At 35.4% G+C, this 23802-nt stretch carries 24 protein-coding genes and 2 tRNA genes; 5 read left to right on the top strand and 21 right to left on the bottom strand.

The features are described from left to right. Nucleotides 1-60: 60 nt before the first annotated feature. The 7 genes from prfB to AC4BB2_RS04595 all read right to left on the bottom strand — a co-directional run bounded on the left by prfB (nt 61) and on the right by AC4BB2_RS04595 (nt 7631). Nucleotides 61-1162 (bottom strand): peptide chain release factor 2 gene (gene prfB / locus AC4BB2_RS04625; RefSeq protein ID WP_490474266.1). Its coding sequence is split into 2 segments (ribosomal slippage): nt 61-1089 and nt 1091-1162, totalling 1101 coding nucleotides; the frame shifts between segments, so codons are not numbered across the junction. Between the two features lie 80 nt (nt 1163-1242). Beyond that, the gene (secA, locus tag AC4BB2_RS04620) at nt 1243-3771 is read right to left on the bottom strand and encodes a preprotein translocase subunit SecA (protein ID WP_490474265.1); all 2529 of its coding nucleotides are present in this window, start codon (nt 3769-3771) and stop codon (nt 1243-1245) included. Nucleotides 3772-4108: 337 nt separating this feature from the next. After that, on the bottom strand, nt 4109-4660 hold the full coding sequence (gene hpf, locus AC4BB2_RS04615) for a ribosome hibernation-promoting factor, HPF/YfiA family (RefSeq protein WP_010760772.1): 552 nt from the start codon (nt 4658-4660) through the stop codon (nt 4109-4111). Between the two features lie 137 nt (nt 4661-4797). After that, a complete protein-coding gene (locus AC4BB2_RS04610; RefSeq protein ID WP_490474264.1) occupies nt 4798-5484 on the bottom strand; it encodes a ComF family protein in 687 nt (228 codons plus the stop codon). Further along, nucleotides 5474-6802, bottom strand: a complete 1329-nt coding sequence (locus tag AC4BB2_RS04605) for an ATP-dependent helicase ComFA (protein WP_490474263.1) — start codon at nt 6800-6802, stop codon at nt 5474-5476. Before AC4BB2_RS04605 ends, AC4BB2_RS04610 begins: the two co-directional genes overlap by 11 nt. A 115-nt stretch (nt 6803-6917) precedes the next feature. Continuing rightward, nucleotides 6918-7244, bottom strand: a complete 327-nt coding sequence (locus tag AC4BB2_RS04600; RefSeq protein ID WP_490474262.1) for a PTS sugar transporter subunit IIB — start codon at nt 7242-7244, stop codon at nt 6918-6920. Nucleotides 7245-7343: 99 nt separating this feature from the next. Then, a complete protein-coding gene (locus AC4BB2_RS04595) occupies nt 7344-7631 on the bottom strand; it encodes a DUF7662 domain-containing protein (protein WP_490474261.1) in 288 nt (95 codons plus the stop codon). Between the two features lie 163 nt (nt 7632-7794). Between AC4BB2_RS04595 and AC4BB2_RS04590 the strand changes: the two genes are divergently transcribed. The 4 genes from AC4BB2_RS04590 (at nt 7795) to AC4BB2_RS04575 (ending at nt 10187) form a co-directional block, all read left to right on the top strand. Beyond that, nucleotides 7795-8454, top strand: coding sequence for a YigZ family protein (locus AC4BB2_RS04590; RefSeq protein ID WP_490474260.1), 660 nt, complete (start codon nt 7795-7797; stop codon nt 8452-8454). Next, on the top strand, nt 8444-8680 hold the full coding sequence (locus AC4BB2_RS04585) for a DUF2829 domain-containing protein (protein ID WP_490474259.1): 237 nt from the start codon (nt 8444-8446) through the stop codon (nt 8678-8680). The genes AC4BB2_RS04590 and AC4BB2_RS04585 overlap by 11 nt, the downstream gene beginning before the upstream one ends. 77 nt (nt 8681-8757) lie before the next feature. Continuing rightward, nucleotides 8758-9522, top strand: a complete 765-nt coding sequence (locus AC4BB2_RS04580) for a 3-oxoacyl-ACP reductase (RefSeq protein ID WP_490474258.1) — start codon at nt 8758-8760, stop codon at nt 9520-9522. Nucleotides 9523-9680: 158 nt separating this feature from the next. Next, nucleotides 9681-10187: a QueT transporter family protein gene (locus AC4BB2_RS04575; protein ID WP_490474257.1), complete on the top strand. Its 507-nt coding sequence runs from the start codon at nt 9681-9683 to the stop codon at nt 10185-10187. A gap of 61 nt (nt 10188-10248) precedes the next feature. Here the strand turns inward: AC4BB2_RS04575 and AC4BB2_RS04570 are convergent, their stop codons facing one another. Next, complete coding sequence (locus AC4BB2_RS04570; protein ID WP_490474256.1) at nt 10249-10956, bottom strand: GntR family transcriptional regulator; 708 nt, start codon at nt 10954-10956, stop codon at nt 10249-10251. 258 nt (nt 10957-11214) lie between these two features. Beyond that, a complete protein-coding gene (locus AC4BB2_RS04565) occupies nt 11215-15462 on the bottom strand; it encodes an acyl-CoA dehydratase activase-related protein (RefSeq protein WP_490474255.1) in 4248 nt (1415 codons plus the stop codon). A gap of 192 nt (nt 15463-15654) precedes the next feature. Here AC4BB2_RS04565 and AC4BB2_RS04560 point away from each other — a divergent pair, with 192 nt between their 5' ends. Then, nucleotides 15655-16263, top strand: coding sequence for a TetR/AcrR family transcriptional regulator (locus AC4BB2_RS04560; RefSeq protein WP_490474254.1), 609 nt, complete (start codon nt 15655-15657; stop codon nt 16261-16263). A gap of 147 nt (nt 16264-16410) precedes the next feature. Here the strand turns inward: AC4BB2_RS04560 and AC4BB2_RS04555 are convergent, their stop codons facing one another. The 12 genes from AC4BB2_RS04555 to AC4BB2_RS04500 form a co-directional block, all read right to left on the bottom strand. Beyond that, nucleotides 16411-16596 carry a hypothetical protein gene (locus AC4BB2_RS04555; RefSeq protein WP_490474253.1) on the bottom strand — a complete coding sequence of 62 codons (186 nt, stop codon included), beginning with the start codon at nt 16594-16596 and terminating at the stop codon, nt 16411-16413. Between the two features lie 121 nt (nt 16597-16717). Next, nucleotides 16718-16789: transfer RNA gene (locus AC4BB2_RS04550), tRNA-Gln, on the bottom strand. Nucleotides 16790-16799: 10 nt separating this feature from the next. Further along, nucleotides 16800-16880 (bottom strand) — tRNA-Tyr (locus tag AC4BB2_RS04545). 90 nt (nt 16881-16970) lie between these two features. Continuing rightward, nucleotides 16971-17204 carry a DUF2969 domain-containing protein gene (locus AC4BB2_RS04540; protein ID WP_490474252.1) on the bottom strand — a complete coding sequence of 78 codons (234 nt, stop codon included), beginning with the start codon at nt 17202-17204 and terminating at the stop codon, nt 16971-16973. Nucleotides 17205-17291: 87 nt separating this feature from the next. Beyond that, a complete protein-coding gene (locus AC4BB2_RS04535; protein ID WP_490474251.1) occupies nt 17292-18146 on the bottom strand; it encodes a hypothetical protein in 855 nt (284 codons plus the stop codon). A gap of 15 nt (nt 18147-18161) precedes the next feature. Continuing rightward, nucleotides 18162-18929: a class D sortase gene (locus AC4BB2_RS04530; RefSeq protein ID WP_490474250.1), complete on the bottom strand. Its 768-nt coding sequence runs from the start codon at nt 18927-18929 to the stop codon at nt 18162-18164. 1 nt (nt 18930) lies between these two features. Then, nucleotides 18931-19509, bottom strand: a complete 579-nt coding sequence (locus tag AC4BB2_RS04525; protein WP_490474249.1) for a hypothetical protein — start codon at nt 19507-19509, stop codon at nt 18931-18933. 245 nt (nt 19510-19754) lie between these two features. Beyond that, nucleotides 19755-20405 carry a CBS domain-containing protein gene (locus AC4BB2_RS04520; protein ID WP_490474248.1) on the bottom strand — a complete coding sequence of 217 codons (651 nt, stop codon included), beginning with the start codon at nt 20403-20405 and terminating at the stop codon, nt 19755-19757. Nucleotides 20406-20409: 4 nt separating this feature from the next. Beyond that, entirely contained in the window at nt 20410-21111 is a 702-nt protein-coding gene (locus tag AC4BB2_RS04515; RefSeq protein ID WP_490474247.1) for an ABC transporter ATP-binding protein, read from the bottom strand. Continuing rightward, nucleotides 21111-21887: an ABC transporter ATP-binding protein gene (locus AC4BB2_RS04510; protein ID WP_490474246.1), complete on the bottom strand. Its 777-nt coding sequence runs from the start codon at nt 21885-21887 to the stop codon at nt 21111-21113. Before AC4BB2_RS04510 ends, AC4BB2_RS04515 begins: the two co-directional genes overlap by 1 nt. Continuing rightward, complete coding sequence (locus AC4BB2_RS04505) at nt 21868-22836, bottom strand: branched-chain amino acid ABC transporter permease (protein WP_490474245.1); 969 nt, start codon at nt 22834-22836, stop codon at nt 21868-21870. Before AC4BB2_RS04505 ends, AC4BB2_RS04510 begins: the two co-directional genes overlap by 20 nt. A gap of 9 nt (nt 22837-22845) precedes the next feature. Next, nucleotides 22846-23724, bottom strand: coding sequence for a branched-chain amino acid ABC transporter permease (locus tag AC4BB2_RS04500; protein WP_490474244.1), 879 nt, complete (start codon nt 23722-23724; stop codon nt 22846-22848). Nucleotides 23725-23802 lie beyond the last annotated feature (78 nt).

Genomic DNA, 23802 nt, shown 5'->3' with positions numbered 1-23802 from the left:
ATGACTTTGTTTCAAGGCTCTTTCAACAGTTTACAATTTTGTTTCATTTATGTGAATTGCTTAATTCATTTGTTGCTTTAAGTAAGCATCAATAAAACCATCCAAATCTCCGTCCATCACTGCCTGTACATTTCCGGTCTCATAATTGGTTCGATGATCCTTAACCATTGAGTATGGATGGAAGACATAGGAACGGATTTGTGAACCCCAGCCAATCTCTAATTGTTCACCACGCAAGGAAGCAGCTTCTTGAGCTTTTTTGTCCATCTCCAGTTGATAAAGTTTTGCTTTAAGCATCCCCATCGCCTGTTCGCGGTTTTTTAATTGTGAGCGTTGCGCTTGGCTAGCAACAACAGTTCCTGTTGGAATATGAGTAATTCGAACAGCTGATTCTGTTTTGTTGATATGCTGTCCACCAGCTCCACTGGCACGATAGGTATCAACTTTCAGATCATCTGTATTAATATCAATCTCAACATTTCCATCCAATTCAGGCATAATATCAACCGAACAAAAAGAAGTATGACGGCGTTTAGCAGAATCAAAAGGAGAAATACGAACTAAGCGATGAACCCCTTTTTCAGATTTTAAATACCCATAAGCATTATAACCTTTTATTAAAAGAGTTACACTTTTAATGCCCGCTTCGTCTCCTGCTTGGTAATCTAATGTTTCAACTTGAAAACCATGACTTTCAGCCCAGCGTGTATACATTCTAAGGAGCATACTGCCCCAATCTTGAGACTCTGTGCCTCCAGCCCCTGGATGGAGTTCCATAATAACATTATTTTTATCATAAGGCTCGTTTAACAATAAAGATAGTTCATAAATACTTAATTTCTCTTTTAAAGCTAATAAACGATCTTCCAATTCCACTTGAGTATCTGAATCATATTCTTCTTGCTGCATTTCACTCATTATTTCAAGTTCTTCCAGCTCGTCAGCAAATTGATGAAATTGTTGATACTTCTCTTTGTGAACATTGGTTTCATTGATTAATTGCTGTGCTGTTTCTGAATTATCCCAAAAACCAGGCTCTGCCATTCTATTTTCTGCTTCTGCAATGTTCTCTTCTAACTGATCTAAGTCAAAGAGACCCCCTGAAACTTGTGATTGATTGATTCATTTCATCTAAAGCAGTTCGGATTTCAGCATTTTCCATGACATTCTCTTCCTTCCAGTTTCAATACTTTAGTACACAACAAACGAAGGTGGGGCGAACAGCCCCACCCTAGTCAATTATTACATATCTTTACCATGACAATTTTTGTATTTTTTACCACTGCCGCATGGACAAGGATCATTACGTCCTATTTTTTCGTCAACATGGACTGGTTTTTGTTTCGCATTTGTATTACTTTCTAATTCCTCTTCATCAGGATGACTTGCTTCACCTTGAACTACTTGTTCACGCTGAACGTTTTGACGAATTTCTGACTTCATGAATAGACGAGTAACTTCAAATTCAATTGCACCAATCATTTCTTCAAACATATTATAGCCTTCTGTTTGATATTCAACTAATGGATTATTTTGTCCATAGGCACGTAAACCTACAGATTGACGTAATTGATCCATTGCATCGATATGATCCGTCCATTTTGTATCTACAACTCGTAGAATAACAACTTTTTGGAATTCTAGAATTTGCTCTGGTCCATTTAATTGTTCTACTTTAGCATCATAAACTTCTTGAGCACGTTTCACCAAGTATTCTTTGATTTCTTCTGGTGATTTACCTTCGATATCTGCTTCAGAAATAGAGTCTTCATGAACTAATGTTGAGGCCGCAAAATCTACTATGCCTTCAAGATTCCAGTTTTCTTTTTCTAATTGAGTATGGCTATCCACAACACGAGTAACGGTACGTTTTACCATGTTTAACAATGTTTCAGTTAACTCAGTTTCTTCCATGATTACTTCTTGGCGTTGAGCATAAATAACTTCACGTTGCTCACGCATTACATCATCATATTGTAAGACGTTTTTACGTGTATCATAGTTATTTCCTTCAACACGTTTTTGCGCAGATTCTACTTGTTTACTTAGCATTTTACTTTGAATCACTGCATCTGATTCTTCGATATTCATTCGATCCAAGAATGCTTTAATTCGTTCTGAACCAAAACGTTTCATTAAATCATCTTCAAGTGATAGGTAGAATTGAGAAACCCCTGGGTCTCCTTGACGACCTGCACGTCCACGTAATTGATTATCAATACGGCGAGATTCATGACGTTCAGTACCGATAACAGCTAAACCACCAAGTTCGATAACACCTAGACCAAGCTTGATATCTGTACCACGTCCAGCCATATTGGTAGCGATTGTAACTGCACCTTTTTGACCTGCGTTCATAATGATTTCTGCTTCTTTAAAGTGATTTTTCGCATTCAATACTTCATGAGGTACTTTTTCTTTATTTAATAGTTCTGATAATAACTCTGAAGTTTCAACAGCAACTGTACCGACTAAGACTGGTTGACCATTATGGTAACGTTCTTTAATATCTTGGACAACTGCTTTAAATTTACTTTGTAGTGTTGGATAAAGTAAATCTGCACGGTCATCACGGATGATTGGACGGTTTGTTGGAATTTGGAAAACTTGAATATTATAGATTTCACGGAATTCTTCTTCTTCCGTTTTAGCAGTACCAGTCATCCCCGCTAATTTTTTATACATACGGAAATAGTTTTGGAACGTGATTGTTGCCATTGTTTTTGTTTCATCTTCAATTTCTACAGCTTCTTTAGCTTCGATTGCTTGATGTAAGCCATCTGAATAACGACGGCCATCCATGATACGACCAGTAAATTGGTCAACAATCAAGACTTTACCTTCTTGAACAACGTAATCAATATCGCGAAGCATGATAAAGTTAGCACGTAACGCTTGATCCATATGATGAGTCAAAGCTGTGTTTTCAATATCGTATAGGTTATCTAAGCCGAAGTTTTCTTCTGCTTTTTCGATACCAGCTTCTGTTAAACTAATTGTTTTAGATTGAACATCGATTTTATAATCTTCTTCTTCTTTCAAACGTTTAACGAAGTTATCTGTACGAGTATAAAGCGCAGTTGATTTTTCAGCTTGACCTGAAATAATCAATGGTGTACGAGCTTCATCAATCAGGATTGAATCGACCTCATCCACGATTGCATAATTCAATGGACGTTGTACCATTTGGTTACGGTATACAACCATATTATCACGTAAGTAATCAAAACCTAGTTCATTATTCGTGCTGTAAGTGATATCGCAATTATAAGCATCACGCTTTTCTTCAGATGTTTTTGAGTTGATATTTAAACCAACTGTCAAACCTAAGAAGTTATACAGTTCACCCATTTCATCTGAGTCACGTGTAGCTAAATATTCATTGACAGTTACTACGTGAACGCCTTCACCTGTTAAAGCATTTAAATAAACCGGCATTGTCGCAGTCAATGTTTTACCTTCACCAGTTCTCATTTCAGGAATGTTACCATCGTGTAAGACAATACCACCCATTAATTGAACGCGGTATGGATACAACCCTAAAACGCGTTTTGCAGCTTCACGAACAACCGCAAAAGCTTCTGGTAATAATTGATCTAATGTTTCCCCTTTTTTGTAACGAGCTTTGAACTCGTCAGTCTTTGCTTTTAATTCTTCATCGCTCAATGCAGCAATAGCTGAAGCATGAGTTTCTACTTGGGCAGCAATACCATCCAAGCGTTTCAATTCCTTTTTATCATTTTCAATCATCTTTTTTAAAAAATTCGCCATGTTTTTAAGTGTTCCTTTCAATAAAATCTATTTATTTTTTGCACTAAATGCACAATCATCCTTTCTATTTTATCACTAGTTGCTAAGAAAGGAAATAACTTCTCTTAATATTAATAATATATTATGTCATTTTTTATGTATATATGCTAAAAATAAGGAAAAGAGACTGCGACAAAACGTATGCCGTCTTGCTTCAGTCTCTTAAAAATCAAGCTTTTGGAAAGAAAAATAACCCCTGAAAGCAATTTCTATAAAAAAACCTACAAATTTAAAAAAATTAGATTTTTTTAGTTCTAGTACATTGAATCAAGGGCAAATTTATTTGAATCAATTATTATTAATCAGTTTCAATCAATCCATATTTGCCATCTTTACGACGATAAACAATGCTTGTTCCATTTGTTTCTGAATCTTCAAAGATAAAAAAGTTATGTCCTAACATGTTCATTTGTAATACGGCTTCTTCACTATCCATTGGTTTTAAAGAAAGGCGTTTTGTACGAACAATGTCTAATTCTGGCGTTTCATCTGGTGTTTCTTCACCATTTAAGAAAATAGCTGCTTTTGCAGTGTTCATCCCTGTTTCACGAGATTTACGGTTAATTTTTGTTTTAAATTTGCGAATTTGTCGTTCTAATTTATCTACAACTAAATCAACACTTGCATATAAATCAGGTGATGTTTCTTCAGCACGTAAAACTAAATAAGGTAGAGGAATTGTAACCTCGACTTTTGCTGTTTTTTCAGTGTAAACTTTTAAATTCACATGCACTGTTGCTTCAGGTGAATCACTAAAATAACGCTCTAATTTACCAACTTTTTTCTCTACATAATCTCGGATAGCTTCAGTAACTTCGATGTTTTCTCCACGCACATTATATCTAAACATAACGATTACCCCTTTCATCTGCCACTAAAGAAGGAATAACAGGACCACTCAGTTATCCTTCTTCTTAATTCTATTATAACGAAATATCTAGATTTTGCCAACAAAATTGCGGTCTATTTTATATTTTAATTACTCTTTTATCTTGCGATAGAAAACGTATACAGTTTTGCTGGCTGATTCTCTAAAATAATTTGGGCTGCATGAAAAATTGTACGTCCCGTTGTATAGATATCATCTACCAAAAGAATGTCAGAATTTGCAACAGCTTTTTGTCCTTCTTTCGTCAGTTTAAAAGGTTGTTTTAAGGTCAGTCGTTCTTTTCTTGTTTTTTGTACTTGAGAAACACCATCAGTAACCCTTACAAGATATGGTTGATATGGAATGTTTGCTGCTTCTAGTAATCCTTCAACTTGATTGAAGCCTCGAACTTCCATACGCTCTTTTGAAATTGGCATTGGAATGACAAGAAAGTTCTTTTTCTTTTTAAAGTATGTCTGTAAAGAAGAAGCAAAACTGAACCTAAGTGTGTAGTTGCCTTTAAATTTATATTCTTCAAACCATTCTTGCATCGCTTGGTTGTATGAAAAAAGTGCTTCATGATGAAAATCATAATATGGATAATACTCTTGCCACTTTACACAGTCACTACAATATTTATCTTTCGTCTGACGCTGACAACCATAGCAACATTCTTTTTGTGTTAGTCTGCTAAATTCATTACGGCATGACGAACATAATTGTTCAGTCGCTATTTTCTTAAGAATAAAAATTTCCTTGATCGTTAAATTTCTATTAATTATTTGACTGCAATAATTACATTTCATCAATTAACTCTCTTTTTAAGCCTAATGAATTCATTTTTTTGATTTGTTTGATTGCTTCTTTCATGGCTTTTGTACAACCATCGTGTAAAAACCAAACTTCCCCCGCTGTGTATTCCTTTCTGCGATCAACTCGACCAGCAATTTGAACAAGTGCAGACGTAGCAAAAATATTGTGATTCGCACCTAAAACAATCACCGACACACCATCAAATGTCACACCTCGTTCTAATATGGTTGAAGTTATCAGAATTCGATACTCTTTATTTCTCATCTTCATTACCTTTTCTAAACGGTCTGGATCTTGTGAATGGACACAGGCTAATGGTACTTCTGGAAATTGCTTTTCAACAACAGTTTTTAACTGCTCCATCATTGAAATACTCGGGCAAAAAATCAGCACATTATTTTTGCTCATTAACATACGAATTTTAGCAACTAATGGTCTAGGGCTATCGCCACGTTTGATTTTTTGATGCCATTGATGGCACCATTTCATTTTTGGAACTGGTAAAACTCTCCGGTGGTAACGAGCTGCTAAAATACTTGTATGAAGTTCTTTCTGTTGTGTTTTTTTGGTTAGTTCTTTCGTTGGTGTTGCTGTTAAATAAATGAGGGAACTTTTCTTCTTGATGGCTTGTTGTACCCCATATTGAAGTAATGGATTACCTACAAAGGGAAATGCATCAACTTCATCAATAATCAATACGTCAAAGGCTTGATAAAAACGTAATAACTGATGGGTCGTGCATACTAGTAATTTAGTATAACGATACGGCTCTTCCATCTTTCCATGAAGCAGAATCATCTCTTCATCAGGAAAAACTGCTTGTATTCTAGGAAATAGCTCCAAACAAACGTCTACTCTAGGTGAAGATACACCAATCCTATAACCAGATTCTAAACAATAATGAATCATTTCAAACAACATTTCCGTCTTCCCAGCACCTGTTACAGCCCAGATCATTCTCGATTCGGCTTTTTTTACAGAATCTACTAATTGATCTGATACCTCCATCTGTCCTTTTGTAAGCTCTCCTTCCCATGCAAAATGAACTATTCTTTTTTGAGATTTTGGTTCTGGTAAATGGTAAAACTCTTGGGCTGTATCCACTCGTCCCAATTGAATACATTCTGAACAAAAGAAACAGCCATTAACTAGCTGTGCCTCTTGTTTACGATGAATAGAACCGCAACGTAAGCATTGTATGTCTTTTTCACTGTACACTTTCATCGTTGGTAATTTTTGGCTTTGTTCTTCAATCCCTTCAATATCATTTATTTCTTTTTTTAAAACTTTTCTTCCCCATAATTCTTTCATATTCCCCCTCCACTATTAAGTTACGCATTTTTTCCTGTAATTTTTTTTGCACAGGAATGGAAAATATAGAAAAAAATGAGTGAGACATTGTTCTGTCTCACTCATCTCACTTAATTTAGTCTTTATTTCCCATTAAATTCAAGGCTTGTTCTAGAACTTTTTCTCCGTTCATCATGCCATAGTCTGCCATATTGATTACTTCTAACGGAATTCCTTTTGGTTCTAAGCGTTTTTCAAAATCGCCTTTCATAAAGCGGACTTGTGGGCCTAATAATAAAACATCTACAGGTTTACTTTCTAAATTATTGTCAGCATCTGAAGCTGAAACTGCAAAAATATCTGCATCTATTCCTTGTGCATCAGCCGACTTTTGCATTTTCGTCACTAGCAAACTTGTGCTCATCCCAGCTGAACATACAAGCATAATCGTTTTTTTAGCCATTCCCATCCATCTCCTTTTTCTTTTTATATTAAACATATTATAGTGAAAAACCGTTTTTTGTCAACGCTTCCTATTTATAATTCATTATTGTTTGACCATTTAAATAAGCCACTTAGATTTTAATAATTTATTAAAGACGACATATTCTTTGTCAATGTTTACTTGCACAACTTGATAACTAGCATTAAGCCAACCGTAAGCTCCTTTTTCTGGATGTTTATGATCATTTGCCCACCAATCAACATCTTTTCGTGCTGTTTTAGGAAGTCCAGAATGAGGAAAAAGCAGCTCATCAAATTGAGTAAATGTCAGAGTTACTTGTGAACCACCATTGGTTGTTAAATAATGGGTAACGCTATCATATTTCTTTTGACGCTCCTTTGCCAAATTCTTCACTCCTTTTTCTATCCAAAATTCTTTTAATCATTATCTCATAGATACCTAAAGAAGCAAACGATGCTCCCTTATTTCAATACATTTAGCAAGAACGGTTGCTTCTCCCTCATATTTTTTTTATACTTAAGACATTATCTAGAAAAGGAATGAGAACATGCTTGAAAGTTATTTTACCATTCGTTCTGATGGAGAAAGTGAAATCGAGATAAAAAAATCACGATTTATCTGTACTCTCAAACGTGTTTATTCAGAAGAAGAAGCAAAAGATTTTATTGCTCAAAAGAAAAAAGAACATTGGAAAGCCAATCATAATTGTAGTGCTTTTGTAATTGGTGAAAAAAATGATATCCAGAGAAGTAGTGACGATGGTGAACCTAGCGGAACTGCTGGTGTACCCATGCTGGAGGTCTTAAAAAAACAAGAATTGATTAACGTTTCCGCAGTTGTTACTCGATACTTTGGCGGCACTAAGCTAGGTTCTGGTGGTTTGATCCGAGCCTATAGTCACGCTGTTTCACATGCTTTAACTGAAATTGGTTTGGTTGAAGGTAAGTTACAGCAGGAAATACGCTTAACAATCAGTTATCCAAATCTAGGAAATGTTCAAAATTTTATGGATAATAATCCTTATACTTTACAAGAAACGATTTATGGAGAACATGTTGAAGTCATTTGCCTTGTTGATGAACCAAAAACCGAGCAGTTTATGGCGGAAATCGTCGAGCAATTAAATGGCCAAGTAACGTTTAAAAAAGGGGAATGTTCTTACCATGAAATACCCATTACTGAAAAGGAGCAAGTAGATGACATTTGAAGAAGTATTACCTCAGATTAAAAAAGGGGCGAAAGCCGTAAGAACGGGTTGGAGTGGTTTTGAATTATACATTGAACTGAGAGAAGAAATTGGAACGTCGGATGGTACCTTCCTCCAAGTTACTCCTTATTTTTTGATAAAAACATCTGACGAAGGGTACAGCATGTTTTCGCCAACAGTTTGTGATCTACTGGCAGAAGACTGGGCAATCGTCAACGCAGATTAAAGTTTCAGAACAAACTAGGACGCTTTACATAAGTTGTCCTAGTTTTTCTTGTTACTATAAAGAAAAGAGGAAACAATATGCATTTCGACGAGTATAAAGAAAAGACAGTTTTTATTACAGGAGCAGCTTCCGGGATTGGTCAAGCTCAAGCTATCGCCTTTGCTAATCAAGGGGCAAATATTTTAGGTATGGATCTTGATGCAGTCGGTTTAGCTGAAACAGCAGAAAAAGCAGTGAATTCAGCGGGAATATTTACTTCCTATGTAGGTGATGTCACTAAAATAAATGAGATTATTGCGGCTATAGAAAAAGCAAATAAACAATTCGGTATGATACATATTTTATTGAATACTGCCGGTATTTTGGATGACTACACACCTACTTTGGAAACAACTGAAGAGTTGTGGGATCATGTTTTATCTGTAAATTTAAAGGGAACTTTTTTAGTCACCAATCACGTTTTACCGCAAATGCTAAAACAAAAGCATGGTGTGATTGTCAACATGGCTTCTATTGCAGGAATGGTTGCTGGAGGTGGTGGTGCTGCTTATACCGCTTCTAAACATGCAATTATTGGTTATACTAAACAACTGGATCATGATTATATCAAAAAGGGAATCCGAGCAAATGCTATTGCTCCTGGGGCCATTCAAACACCGATGAATGCTGCTGATTTCGCTGGTGATGGTAAAATGGCCGAATGGGTGGCTAATGAAACCCCTGCCGGACGCTGGGCAAAACCTGAAGAAGTTGCTTCATTGACGCTTTTTTTAGCGAGCGAAAAAGCAGATTATATTCACGGAACTGTAATGACTATCGATGGCGGTTGGCTAGAAAAGTAACGTGATTATACTTTACAATCTACACAATCTTAGGTACCATAAAAAACAGTGAAGAAATTCACACTATGACACTTCAGTTGGCTGTACTTTTAGCAGTCACGTCCTTTGGTCATAGTTATTACTAAAACAGATAATCTGTTTTACAAAGGAGAATACAAATGAATAACCCTAACTTACAGACCCAACCATGGTCTGTCATCGCTTTAGCGAAAATGGCTTTTATTACTGCATTGTATGTCGTGGTTACTATTTTTTTGGCACCCTTTAGTTTTGGTGCTATTCAGCTTAGGTTTTCGGAAATGTTTAACTACTTACCACTTTTCAATAAACGTTATATTGTTGCTGTAACTTTGGGTGTGGCTATTTCAAATTTTGCTTCACCTTTAGGTTTAGTGGATGTAGTTATTGGTAGTTTATCAACATTCTTGATTTTACTTTTTTCTTACTATGGAACAAAACGATTAAAAAGCCCAATCAAAAAAATAATTTTCACAGCTATTATTTGTTCATTTTCTATGTTTACTGTCGCTGGGCAATTGACTTATTTTTACCACTTGCCGTTTTTTTATACTTGGTTGACGGTTGTAATTGGTGAACTTTTATCCATGTCCATTGGCGGTATTTTGATTTATTGGATCAGTGAAAAAATAGATTTAACAAAATAATGATATACATGTTATAAATAAAACGACGAGATCAGGCTTTTTCAGCTATCTCGTCGTTTTTTTATTTCTCTAAATAAAATTCAAAGCGGTTCCCCACATATTGTGTTCTTACATATTCAAACGGTATTCCATTTTCAAAATAAGATACTTGACGTAAACGTAAAATAGCATCTCCACGTTTAATTTTTAAATAATCAGCGATCTGTTCAGAAGCTAACATTGCTGAGATTGTTTGATTGGCATGACCAATTTTATTGCCGCCTTTTTCTTCCAATGTTTTGTAGAAAGAGCTTGTGATTTCAGTCTTACTATACTGATCCACTAAAGAATATGGCACACTTGCTACTTCAAAACAGATAGGCAAATCATCTGCAAAACGAATGCGCTCCATTCGAACGATTTGCTCATTTTCTTTTAGTTTTAATTTTTCCATTTCGCTAGAACTTGGTTTCGCTACGTAATAAGAAACTGTACGGCTAGATGGTACTCGATTTTGAGAGAGCATAATATCAGTAAAACTGGTTGTTCCTGTCATTGTTTCTTGGACTTTTTTTCGAGCGACATATGTTCCTGAACCAATCTTGCGTTCTAAAATCCCCTCGTCGGCAAGTGTTTGAATGGCTTGCCTCAGTGTCATACGGCTAACACTAAACTGGATAGCTAATTCGCGCTCTGATGGCAGCCTATCTCCAATCTTCCAGACGCCATGTTCAATATCATCTTTAATTTTATCGTGGATTTGAATATAAACTGGTAAACTTGAGACCATCTTATTTCCTCCTTTTTACTCTCTTTCATTATAACTGGTATATACCTTTTATACAACCTAGAGTTCTAAACCTTAGCAAATGAAACGTTACCATAAAATATTTGGTATGCTTCATAAAAAAACCAATTCACTTCTTAGTACGTTTATTATATAATAAATAATCTACAAAAAGAAATACAAAAACAAAAAATCTTATTATCGTCCTCAGCTAAAATAACCCAAGTTGCATATAATTATACAACTTAGGTCATTTTTTTATTATGAACGAATTTTTTCTTCATCCATCATTTTATGCGCTGTTGCCATCATCAAACGAATTCGATTCAATTGATTCACTAAAGAAACGCCAGGATCATAGTCAATTGGTGCAATGTTAGCTTTAGGATATTGACGGCGCAACTCTTTCGTCACTCCTTTACCAACTACATGATTTGGCAAACATCCAAATGGTTGCATACAAACAATATTATTCACATCTGCTTTCAATAGTTCAATCATTTCCCCAGTTAAAAACCAGCCTTCACCAGTGTGATTTCCAATCGAAAGAATTTTCCCTGCATCTTCTGCTAATTCATAGATAGAGCTAAGACCGTCAAATCTTTTCGAGTTTCTTAATGCCTTATCCATCGGTTTTTCGACATATTCAATGATGCGAATCGCAAATTGTGCTAGGTTTTTACTCTGTTTGGACATGCCCATATTTTCATATTTCCAAATTTGATTATACAATGAGTAATTCATAAAGCCGACAATATCAGGAACAACCGCTTCGGCTCCCTCAGCTTCTAGTAATCGGACAATATCGTTATTGGCAGTGGGTGAATATTTCACCAAAATTTCGCCAACAACTCCGACTTTTGGTTTTTGAATATTTTTTAATGGCACTTCATCAAACTCTTTGATAATTTTCTTCATATTTCGATTAAAAAGTGTCAATGAACCATTGCGAACATTTTTCTCAACTAGTTTCAACCATTTATCATGAAGTGCATCAATCATTCCCACTTTGGTTTCATACGGACGTGTTCGGTAAACAACTCGCTCGAATAAATCACCATATAAGAAAGCCACTGCAATCCGTTTCAACATCGGCAAAGTAAACTTGAATCCAGGATTTGATTCAACTCCTTTATTGCCCATTGATACTGACACTACTGGAACTTGAGGGAAGCCCGCATCATTTAACGCTTTTCTAAGCAACGGAATATAATTCGTCGCACGACAACCTCCACCTGTTTGGGTCATCATCACGCTAACATGGTTCAAATCATATGTTCCACTTTCCAAGGCTTCTACCAGTTGCCCAATCGAAATAATTGCTGGATAACACGCATCATTATTAACATATTTCAGACCTACATTAACTGCTTCTCGATCATCTGCAGGTAAACAAACAACATTATATCCAGATGCTTTTAACGCCACATCAACTAAGCCTGATTGGTGGATTGGACTTAGCATTGGCAAAAGTAAGGTATGTGTTTTTTTCATTTCTTTGGTAAAGACAATCTTTTCGGGTTCTTCATGCTGTAGTTTCGGTTCAAACTTCATTTTCTCCCGTTCACCAACCGCTGCTTTTAATGAGCGTAAACGAATTCTGATTGCTCCAAGATTTGATCCTTCATCAATCTTTAAGACTGTATAAATTTTTCCATACTGATCCATAATCTCTTCCACTTGATCGGTGGTCACAGCATCTAAACCACACCCAAAAGAATTCAGCTGAACTAATTCTAGATTTTTCGATTTTGCCACCACACGAGCTGCTGCATACAAACGCGAATGATAAACCCATTGATTGACTACACGTAAATTACCTACATCGCTTAAATGTGAAACACAGTCTTCTGTCAATACATGGAAACCTTCTTGTGTGATAACATCTGCAATGCCATGATTGATTTCAGGGTCTAAATGGTAAGGGCGTCCTGATAAAACAATGCCTTTCTCCCCTTTTTGATTTAACATCACTAAGGTTTCTTCCCCTTTGTTTCGAATATCTTCTTTGAATGCGTCTAGTTCTTCGTATCCATGACGTAATGCCTGAGTCACTTGTTCCGCTGATAGGCCAAGATCTGCAAAAGTTTCATATAAAACTTTCGCTACAGATGCTTCATTAGCTAAGTTAATATAAGGATTACGATAATCAACTTTCCCATCACGAATATCGTCTACATTATTTTTTATGACATCTGGGTAACTTTGTACAATTGGGCAATTAAAATGATTATCTGCCTCCGCTGACTCCTGCCGTTCAAAAACCACACCTGGGTAAAAAATCATCGGAACTTCAGAATCAATCAATGCTTGAATATGTCCATGAGAGATTTTAGCTGGATAACAAGCCGTATCGCTAGGAATCGTTTCCATTCCTTGTTCATACAACTCTTTATTAGAACGCGGCGACAATTCCACACGGAAGCCTAAATCAGTGAAAAACGTATGCCACAAAGGATAATTTTCGTACATGTTCAATACTCGAGGAATACCAATTCTTCCTCTTATAGCATCTTTTTCTTTCAAAGGTCTATATTTAAATAATTTACGGTACTTATAATCGACTAAGTTGACTCTGCGGTCTTCTCTTTTAACTTTGATTCTTGCGCCTCTTTCACAGCGATTACCAGTAACAAACTGACGGCCATCAGAAAATATCGTAACGGTCATCATACAATTATTTTCGCAAAGACCGCAATGGGTGAACTCTTTATCTGCTGTAAACGTATCTAACTCTTCTAAGCCGAGGATGGTTGTTTCTTGTCCTAATTCATAATTTTCTAAAGCGATCAAAGCAGCTCCATAAGCCCCCATCAATCCAGCAATAGACGGACGAACAACTTCTCGCTCGCTAATCATTTCAAAAGCACGCAACACAGCTTCATTATAGAAAGTTCCTCCTTGGCAAACGATTTTCTTTCCTAACTCTTCTGGTCGACGAACTTTGATTACTTTATAGATTGCATTTTTGATAACTGAATAAGACAATCCAGCCGAAATATCTCCAACAGAGGCGCCCTCTTTTTGGACTTGTTTTACTTTTGAGTTCATAAATACTGTACAGCGAGAACCCAAATCCACTGGTGCTTTAGAACTCAGTGCTTCAACAGCGAAGTCTTTTACGTCAAAGTTCAGCGATTTAGCAAAAGTCTCAATAAAAGAACCACATCCAGACGAACAAGCTTCATTTAGTTGAATTGAAGACAATACACCATCTTTGATTGTCATAGCTTTCATATCTTGACCGCCGATATCTAAAATAAAATCCACTCCTGGTTGAAAATGGTCTGCTGCTTTATAATGAGCCATTGTTTCCACTTCACCAATATCGACTTTCAATGCGTTCTTAATTAAGTGTTCACCGTATCCAGTAACTGCAGATTTTCCGATAAAAACATCTTTTGGCAGTTGCTGATACAAGTCTTTCAGAACACTCATTGTTGTTTCTAAGGGTTGCCCTTGATTGTTTCCGTAGAATGAAAACAATAGATTTCCTTCTTCATCTATCAAAGTAACTTTTGTTGTCGTAGAACCTGCATCGATTCCTAAGAATGTCACTCCGTGATGTCCCGATAAACGCTTTTCTTGTGCTTTTGCTTGATTATGACGTTCTCTAAATTCTTTTAGCTCTTCTTCATTTTGAAACAGTGGTTCTAAAGTGTCCGTAGGTTTTAATTGTTCTTGATCTCCCTTAGTCAAGCGATGGATCAAATCCGCTAATGTCGTTGGTTTGGCTCCTTCAGAATAAATAGCTGCTCCCATTGCAACAAATAATTGCGGATTTTCTGGAAAAATCACATCATCTGGTTGAACGTCTAACGTTTCAATGAATCGTTTTCTAAGTTCAGACATAAAAAAGAGTGGACCACCTAAGAATGCTATTTTCCCTTTGATCTTGCGACCTGAAGCAAGTCCTGCAATTGTTTGATTTACCACTGCTTGAAAAATACTCGCTGAGATATCCTCTTTTGCTGCTCCTTCATTGATTAGAGGCTGAACATCCGTTTTAGCAAACACCCCGCACCTTGATGCGATTGGATAAATCGTCTGATAGTTTTTAGCCAGTTCATTAACTCCATTTGCATCTGTTTTTAAAAGGACTGCCATTTGATCAATAAAAGCACCTGTCCCCCCAGCACAACTGCCGTTCATTCGTTGTTCTAAAGCACCTTCAAAAAAGGTGATTTTTGCATCTTCACCTCCTAGTTCAATTGCGACATCTGTTTCTGGTATAATCTCTTCTACTGTTTTCGTACAAGCAATCACTTCTTGAACAAAAGATATGTTCAAGACATCTGCTAACCCCATTCCTCCAGAACCTGTAATTGTCATTGTAATTGGCGTTGAATCACCAATTTCATTCATTGCTTCGGTCAAAATTTTTTCAGTTGCCGCTTGTACATCTGAGTAGTGTCGCTCGTATTTTGCAAATTTTGTATGATTTTCTTCGTCAATAATTACTAATTTCACAGTTGTGGAACCAACATCTATTCCTGCTCTGATTGTCATACATTTAATCTCCTTAAATTTCATATCCTTTTATTTCACAACACTTTGTTGATTATCTTACAGAGTGTCTGATATAATACTTATGTATATTTTAGAAAGATTCTAATTTAATTGCAACAGGCAAAACACCCAATATTGTGAGATAAGCGACAAACTTTCAAAAACTGTTGATTATTTCGAAAGGAAATTTTTATGTCAAAGAAAATAGACCTTCGGGTAAAGCGGACACACAAAATGATTATTGAAGCTTTCTTTCATTTAGTTGAAGAAAAAGGATACGATTGTATAACAATTCAAGATATTGCTGATGAAGCAATGATCAACCGTGCAACGTTCTATGCTCATTTCAAAGACAAACAAGACCTTTACGAACAAATTTTTGATTTTGCAGTCAACGCCTTTACTTCTGTGATTGATACGGAACAGATCATCGTCAGTAATCGAATCAAAGTAAAGCAAATTGAATTACTGCTGACACATATTTATATCAATATCCAAAAGAATAAAAAATTTTTTCTAACGATTATGGATGGCACTTCCAACGAGTTACTCCGAAAAAAATTAGCCGAGATTATTTATGAAAAATATGCAGATATTCTTGCTAAGTTAAAAATCACAGAAAATGATATAGAAGTACCTATCGATTTTATTATTGAATATATGACATCTATTTTCATTGGAACACTTCATTGGTGGATTACAAGTAACACAGATATGTCTCCAAACCATCTAGCTAGACTTGTTATTAAACTAGTAGGAAATGGTCATTTAACTGTCTTGGGGCTTGAAATTGATAAATAAAATCTCTTATAACTAAAATAGAGACTGGGACATAACTCTACGAGTCATATCTCAATCTCTTGGAATTCAGATAAATGGTGGAATCAGACGCCGTTACTTAGGAAGTATGCTTCTATTCCACTCACTATTTATTATACTTTAATTCGTTTAGCGGTTTTTAGAACGCCATTTTTTTGTATGGGCTGTATCTCTTGCAGAAATCACTTTGATTCCAGTTGATTTCTCCGCATTTTTCTTTTTAGAAAAAAGATTTACTTTGACATCATATTTTCCTTCACGAGCTAAATCATAGACTTTTTCAGCTGTTTCAGTTATTTTCTCTTTGATATTCATTTGATTCACTCCTAATGCTTTTTACTAACTTTATCATACATTTCAGAAAAAGAGAACAGATGTTACTAACGATTTTTTTTCTATAAAAAAAAACAACTCCAAATGAGTTGTTCTAATAAAACTGGGGTAGCTGGATTCGAACCAACGCATGACAGGATCAAAACCTGTTGCCTTACCGCTTGGCGATACCCCAAAAGTGAAAATGGAGGAAAGTGGATTCGAACCACTGAACCCTAAGGAACGGATTTACAGTCCGTCGCGTTTAGCCACTTCGCTATTCCTCCAAAAGGTTTTAGTAAAAAACCTGACTTAGTTATAATACAAAACTTTCAAGAAAAATGCAAGCATATTTTGAAAAAAATTGTTATTTATTTTTAGTCGTTTAAATTCCACTGGCGAATGATATATTCAATAGCTTCATCTAACGTTTTTACAGTCGCTTCGTTACGCCCATCGATCATTACAGCAAATTTTTTTGAGTCTTGTGGCACAACTTGACCGATTTCTTTTTTACCAATTATTAAGGTACTCACCGTGATTGTTTCACCATTGATTTTTTTCTGTGTTTCTTCAATTCTAACTTCTATATCTTTGTTTTTCTTCGACATCTTCATCCCTCCAAGTCTCTATGGTATCATGTTACGTAAAAAAAAGCACCTATCATTTAAGATAGATGCAGGAAATGTCTTCTAGTTTTAAGCACTAAATAATTGTTTTCTCTTAATTTCACTAACTACACCGCAAACAATACCTATAATGATTGAAATAATCCCTAGGATAATAAACAACCATAAAAAACTCGATAAATATGTTTGAATGAAATCATACATCGCTTTAGATTGAATTCCTAGTTTTTTTAAGAAACCTTTCAGCAAAATAATCGAAGGTGCTACGATCATCATAAAACCGCTACCTATACAAATATATGCCCAGTATCTTAATAAACGGTGAAAATATCCTCTTAACGAAGAATACAATGAAATGCTTAATAACGCCCATAAAACACCACAAATACCCATAAAAAGAACTAATTTTGATTTATAATTCATGACTTTACGACCATAGGAAACTAAAAATGGTAATTCAATATAGCCTTTATAAATCTTTACAGCATTTTCAGATAGTCCATTTACAGCTTGATTTGATTCTGGTGTTTCTTGGATATTTTTTTCTTTCATATAATTTATAATATCTTTAGAAACTGCATCATGAATTTCTTGCTCGTTAGAAATGGCATATTTAGAACCTGAATTATACATAGCTTCAAAATAGGTATTTACATCTGTCTTTACAAAATTTTGGCTGATTGACTGGCTTAAAACTCCTACTGGTATGTTGCTTCCTAATGCACTATTTTCGACTTGTTGATTGATTTCCTTCGTTAATTCTGAATAATAGTCTGCTTTCACTGCTTGTTTAGCAATATAGCTTTCACTAAAGAGAGTTAATCTCAATGTTAACAGAATTAAAAATGCAAACAAAAAAACAGAGGATAAAAAAGCAATAAAAAAGCGAGAAATGGTTTTCATTAAATGACCATGATGATTCATCTGACTGATCCTCCTTTATAACTTCTCATTGATGATTGGTCCAGATATATAATCTGCAGAAACAAAAACACGTTCTGGTGTTAACCCAATTGCATCTAACGGATAGCAGGTATATAGAATCAGTGATCTTTTTGAGCGGTCACCTAATTTTGTGTTGATAGACGAATCTTTGTAATTAGCAACTTTTACTTCTGTCACTTGATACGTATAATCACCATAGTGAGTATGGATATTTATCGTATCTCCTTGTTCCAAGTAATAAATTTTCCCGAATGAAGGCAAATTATGTCCACCTATCAAGGTAGTTCCTAAATCTCCTGGAATCATACTGCCAATATACTGTCCTGCGCCTAAACGTAAAATATCTTCACTATCTCCGTAATATAATGGTTCATTAATTCCAACTTTGTCAATCACAACTTCACCAAATTGATCTCCTCCTACTGGATAGACCATACTTGAAGATGCTAATTCTTCTTTTTTAGATACTTCCGATCCAACTACTCCACTTGAGCCTTTATCACTCTTTGTATTAGTTGATTGGTTAGTGGCTCCATTCTCTTTTTTTCCTGCTGACGACTGATTTTCCTCTTGTTGTCTTTGCGCATAGAGGTTTGCCCCTCGTTGATCAAAAGAAGGCGCATCATTCAGCGAAATTAATTCAACAGCTGAAGAAGCGAAATTAATGACAGGTGCACCAATTATGTAAATAATGAGATAGCCTAAACACATAAAGAGAAGAGGCACATAAATAAATGCCCCTACTCTTTTTAATTGTTTCATTTTATGCTAATTTGTTCTTTCTGCTCACAAATACTGCACCTGCTGCAGCAACGATCAATGAGCCAAAAGTAATTCCGCTTAATGCGTAATTTGAACCTGTGTTTTTCACTGGAGTTCCAGTTTTGTAAACAGGTGCGCCGTTAGCATCAGTAATCAGCACTGCAGAATAACTTCCACGAGCGCCAAAAGTAATCTTCACGCCTACAGCGTTTCCAGCAGCAATTGCGTAACTTTGTACTTGAGAAATTACGTTAGCTGGCAATGATCCAATTGCTCTTGCAAGTGAATTAACACCTGAAGTATTAACAGATACACCTTCAACTAATGTGCGAGCTGCTTGGATATTTTTTACAGCTTCATCTACTTGAGCTTGTGTTAAATCAACACGTTTCAAGTGATTTTCAGCTGCATTTGTTTCAACCGCATCAAAATGGAATTTTTTGCCGCCGATTGTTGCGCCAGCATTTAATTCATTAAGAATCGACTGTTCCGCTGTTGAGATAGCACCGTCAGCTGAAGCTGTCGACGCAAAGCTCAACGTAGCTACTACAGCAACGATAAATCCAATAACTTTTTTCATTTTTTTTCCTCCTATCCTAAATATTTATAATTAATTACAGAAAATCTGTAAAAATTATACAACCAACAACAACCCCTAAATGACTAGATAACATAGATAAAGAATATTAAAGTTTGTAAGAGACTTTAATATCCAAATCTTTTGAAAACGAGTATTATTTTTTACTCTACTATTTAAAATTATCACAAGCCTCTTTAATAGTCAAACTGTTTTCAAGAAAAAAAGTTAAGCAATTAAAACTTTTTTTACGCTCTTTTAGACATCAGGATAGCTTCGAAAACATCATATCCGGCTTCCTTCAAAATCGTTTCGATTCGCTGTGTCTCACGACTTTCGATTTGCAGTTCAATAATCGTTTCTAATTCTTTATGGTTCACGACGACGGTCAAGATACTAAAATCGTTCGTTGCTAGTAATTTCGTGATATCAGCCAAAATCCCTTTGTGATCCTCAGGAATTCTAAGCTGAATTCTTGTGCCTCCATCATGATAGCCAGTAATTTTTAAAAAAGCATCAAAAATATCATTGTTTGTAATAATTCCAACTAAATCATTATGAGCCACCACTGGTAACACACCAATATTTTTTTGACGCATTTGGAAAATGGCATCTTCTAAAGAAGCTTCTGGTTTGATTGTTTCAACTGTTTTTACCATCACATCATTTACTGTTGTTTTATTTAATAGGTAGTTCACTTCATAAACACTTAAGCTTGTAGCTTTTGAAGGCATCGCAGCTTGAATGGTTCCTTCTGTGATTAACCCAATAAGTTGTTGGTTCTTCACTACAGGTAAACGATGAATATTATTTTTTTTCATCAAATCAACCGCATCAAAAATTTTCATTTCTGGTTGAGCAACAATTAAATTTTTTGTCATAAAATCACTTACGCTCATATTTTTATCCTCCTAAATATGCTTTTTTCACTTCTTCACTATCAAGTAATTCTTTACCCAAACCACTTAAAACAACCTCTCCAGTTTCTAAAACATATCCTCGATCAGCAATTGATAAAGCCATTTTAGCATTTTGTTCAATTAGTAAAACAGTTGTTCCTTGTTTATTGATCTCTTTTATAATATTGAAAATTTCTTGGATAAAGATTGGCGCTAATCCCATTGAGGGTTCGTCTAATAATAACAGCTTAGGTTTGGACATTAATGCTCTACCCATAGCAAGCATTTGTTGTTCACCACCAGACAAAGTGGATGCATCTTGATTTTTCCGTTCTTTCAAAATGGGAAAACGATCAAAAATCATGTCATAATCTTGTTTTAAGTTTCCATCTTTTCTTAAAAATGCGCCCATTTCTAAATTTTCTTGAACGGTCAAGCCTGAAAAAACATGGCGACCTTCTGGCACTTGACAAAGTCCTGATGCAACGATTTTTTGCGGCATCATTTTTTGAATTTGTTGTCCTTCAAAACTGATGGTGCCATTAGAGGGCCGATTAAGTCCAGAAATGGTTCTTAAAATCGTTGTTTTCCCTGCCCCATTTGCACCTATTAGAGAAACAATTTCACCTTGTTCAACATTAAAACTTACATCTCTTACGGCTTGAATTACACCATAATGAACAGATAGATTTTCAATTGTCAGCATTACAGTTCACCTCCAAGATACGCTTCAATCACTCGTGGATCGTTTTTTATTGTTTCTGGTTTTCCTTCTGCAATAATCCGTCCATACTCTAAAACATAGAGTCTTTGGCAAACATCCATGACTAAGCTCATATCATGCTCGATCAAAACGATTGTAAGTTGAAACTCTTGTTGGATTTTTCGAATCAGTTCAGTTAAATCTGCTGTTTCTTGCGGATTCATTCCTGCCGCTGGTTCATCTAAAAATAATACTTTTGGCTCTGTTGCCAATGCTCGGACGATTTCTAAGCGTCTTTGTTCCCCGTAAGGTAAATTTTTTGCCAATGTCTGAGCTTTATCTTCTAAACCAAAAATAGCAAGCAATTCAAAAACTTTCTTTTCCATTTCTTCTTCTTTTTTATAAAAAACAGGTAACCTTAAAATACTTGAAAGAATCCCTTCTTTATTTTTGCTATTCATTGCAATTAGGACATTATCCATGACCGTTAAATCTTTAAATAATCGAATATTTTGAAAGGTTCGGCTTAATCCCATATCTGCAATTTTGTATGGTTTCATTCCATTTAAAGTATGTTCTTTTCCTAAAACATCCAATGTTACTGTTCCTTCACTTGGTTCATAAACACCTGTTAAAAGATTAAATAACGTCGTTTTCCCAGCACCATTAGGACCAATCAATCCGATTAATTCATTTGTTTCTAAAGTAAGATTAACATTGGAAACTGCTGCTAATCCGCCAAAGTTTTTGGTTAAATTACTAACGTTCAATAGAGGCATTTGATTTGTCCTCCTTTTTCTTCAATAGTTTTTTTACAGAGAATTCCCATGTTCCTAAAAGACCGCCTGGTTTGAAAATCATGATAATAATCAAGGCTAATGCATAAATGATCATTCTTAATGCACCAGCATCTTGTAAAAACATATTTAAAATACCAAGAACAATTGCTGAAATGAATGTACCTGTTACACTACCGATACCACCAAATACCACAATAATCAAAATATCGATTGATTTCATAAAACCAAAGTCTTTCGGTGCGATTGTTTGAACATAACTTGAATAAATTGCGCCAGCCACACTTGCTGTAACTGCGCCAATAATAAATGCTACTACTTTATATTTAGTTGTATTAACCCCCATTGATTCAGCGGCAATCTCATCTTCTCTAATCGCCATCGTTGCACGCCCTGGACCACTATGAATAAAATTAACGATAAGCAAGGTTACAACAACAACAAAACCAAATACCATTGACCAATTAACCATTGGTGGAATACCAAAGATACCCGCCGGCCCATTAGTGATATCTTTCATATTGATAATAATGATTCGAATGATTTCAGATATCCCCAAGGTTGCAATTGCTAAGTAATCTCCTTTTAGCCTTAAGGTTGGAATCCCAACAAGTAATGCTACAATTCCCGACAAAACGATTCCTAATAAAATACCGCTAAAAAAACCGCCCATTGTAGGGTATTTTATAGACATGATCGCTGCACTATACGCGCCAATTGCCATGAATCCGGCATGACCTAAAGAAAATTGTCCAGAAAAACCAATAATCAAATTTAAACCAAGTGCCAACATAATGTTAATACCAATCGTAATCAGTGTATACTCAGTAAACGGTGTAATCACACCTGTGACATACAATAAATAAATAAACGCATATGCTGCCGCTGCAATTAAAAGCCAAACAAGATTATATTTTAAATTCTTTTTCATGCGCGTCACCTACACTTTCTCTTTGATGTTCTTGCCAAGAATTCCGGCAGGACGAATCAATAAAATAATAATTAATAATGCATAAACTACAGCATCTTTATAATCTGAAAAACCAAGAGCAATCGTAATGGTCTCTAGTAAACCGATCACAAACCCACCTAAAGCTGCACCTGGAATAATTCCAATACCGCCTAACACTGCGGCAACAAATGATTTAAGTCCAGGAACGACTCCCATCATTGGATCGATAGAATTGTAATAAAGTCCAATCAACATACCAGCAGCAGCAGCTAAAGCAGAACCTAATGCGAAAGTAAATGAAATTGTACGATTAACATTGATTCCCATTAATTGTGCTGCGTCTGCATCAACAGAAACTGCCCGCATCGCTTTTCCCATTTTTGTCTTTTTAACAATAAGTTGCAATGCAATCATCAATACTAGGGAAATGACTAAAATAAGTACTTGAATATTTGAAATTTGAATAAATCCTAGTTGATAACTTTTATATTCAATTGCTTGAGGGAACGATTTTTTTTCAGGTCCTAACCAATAAATCATACCGTTCTGTAATAAAAACGACACCCCAATCGCAGTAATCAATGCCGCAATTCTTGTTGACTTTCTTAACGGTCGATAAGCTAAAAATTCAATTATCACACCAATTACTGCCGCTCCTGCCATTGATAAAATCAGGGCTGGGAAAAACCCTAAACTTAACTTATTAATAAAGAAATACCCCATAAAACCGCCCAACATATAGATTTCTCCATGGGCAAAGTTGATCAATTTGATGATTCCGTAAACCATTGTATACCCTAAAGCTAATAGAGCATAGATACTACCTAGAAAAAGCCCATTTACCAGTTGTTGGATAACTACTTCCATATTTTTCACTTCCAATTTTTTAGATTAATTGTTGTTTTGTTAATGAAAAAAGAGGATGGACAAAACGCGGAACATTGT

The sequence above is a fragment of the Enterococcus sp. AAFC-DPL-5146 genome (assembly GCF_058216635.1).
This window is presented reverse-complemented; position numbering and strand designations above follow the sequence as displayed.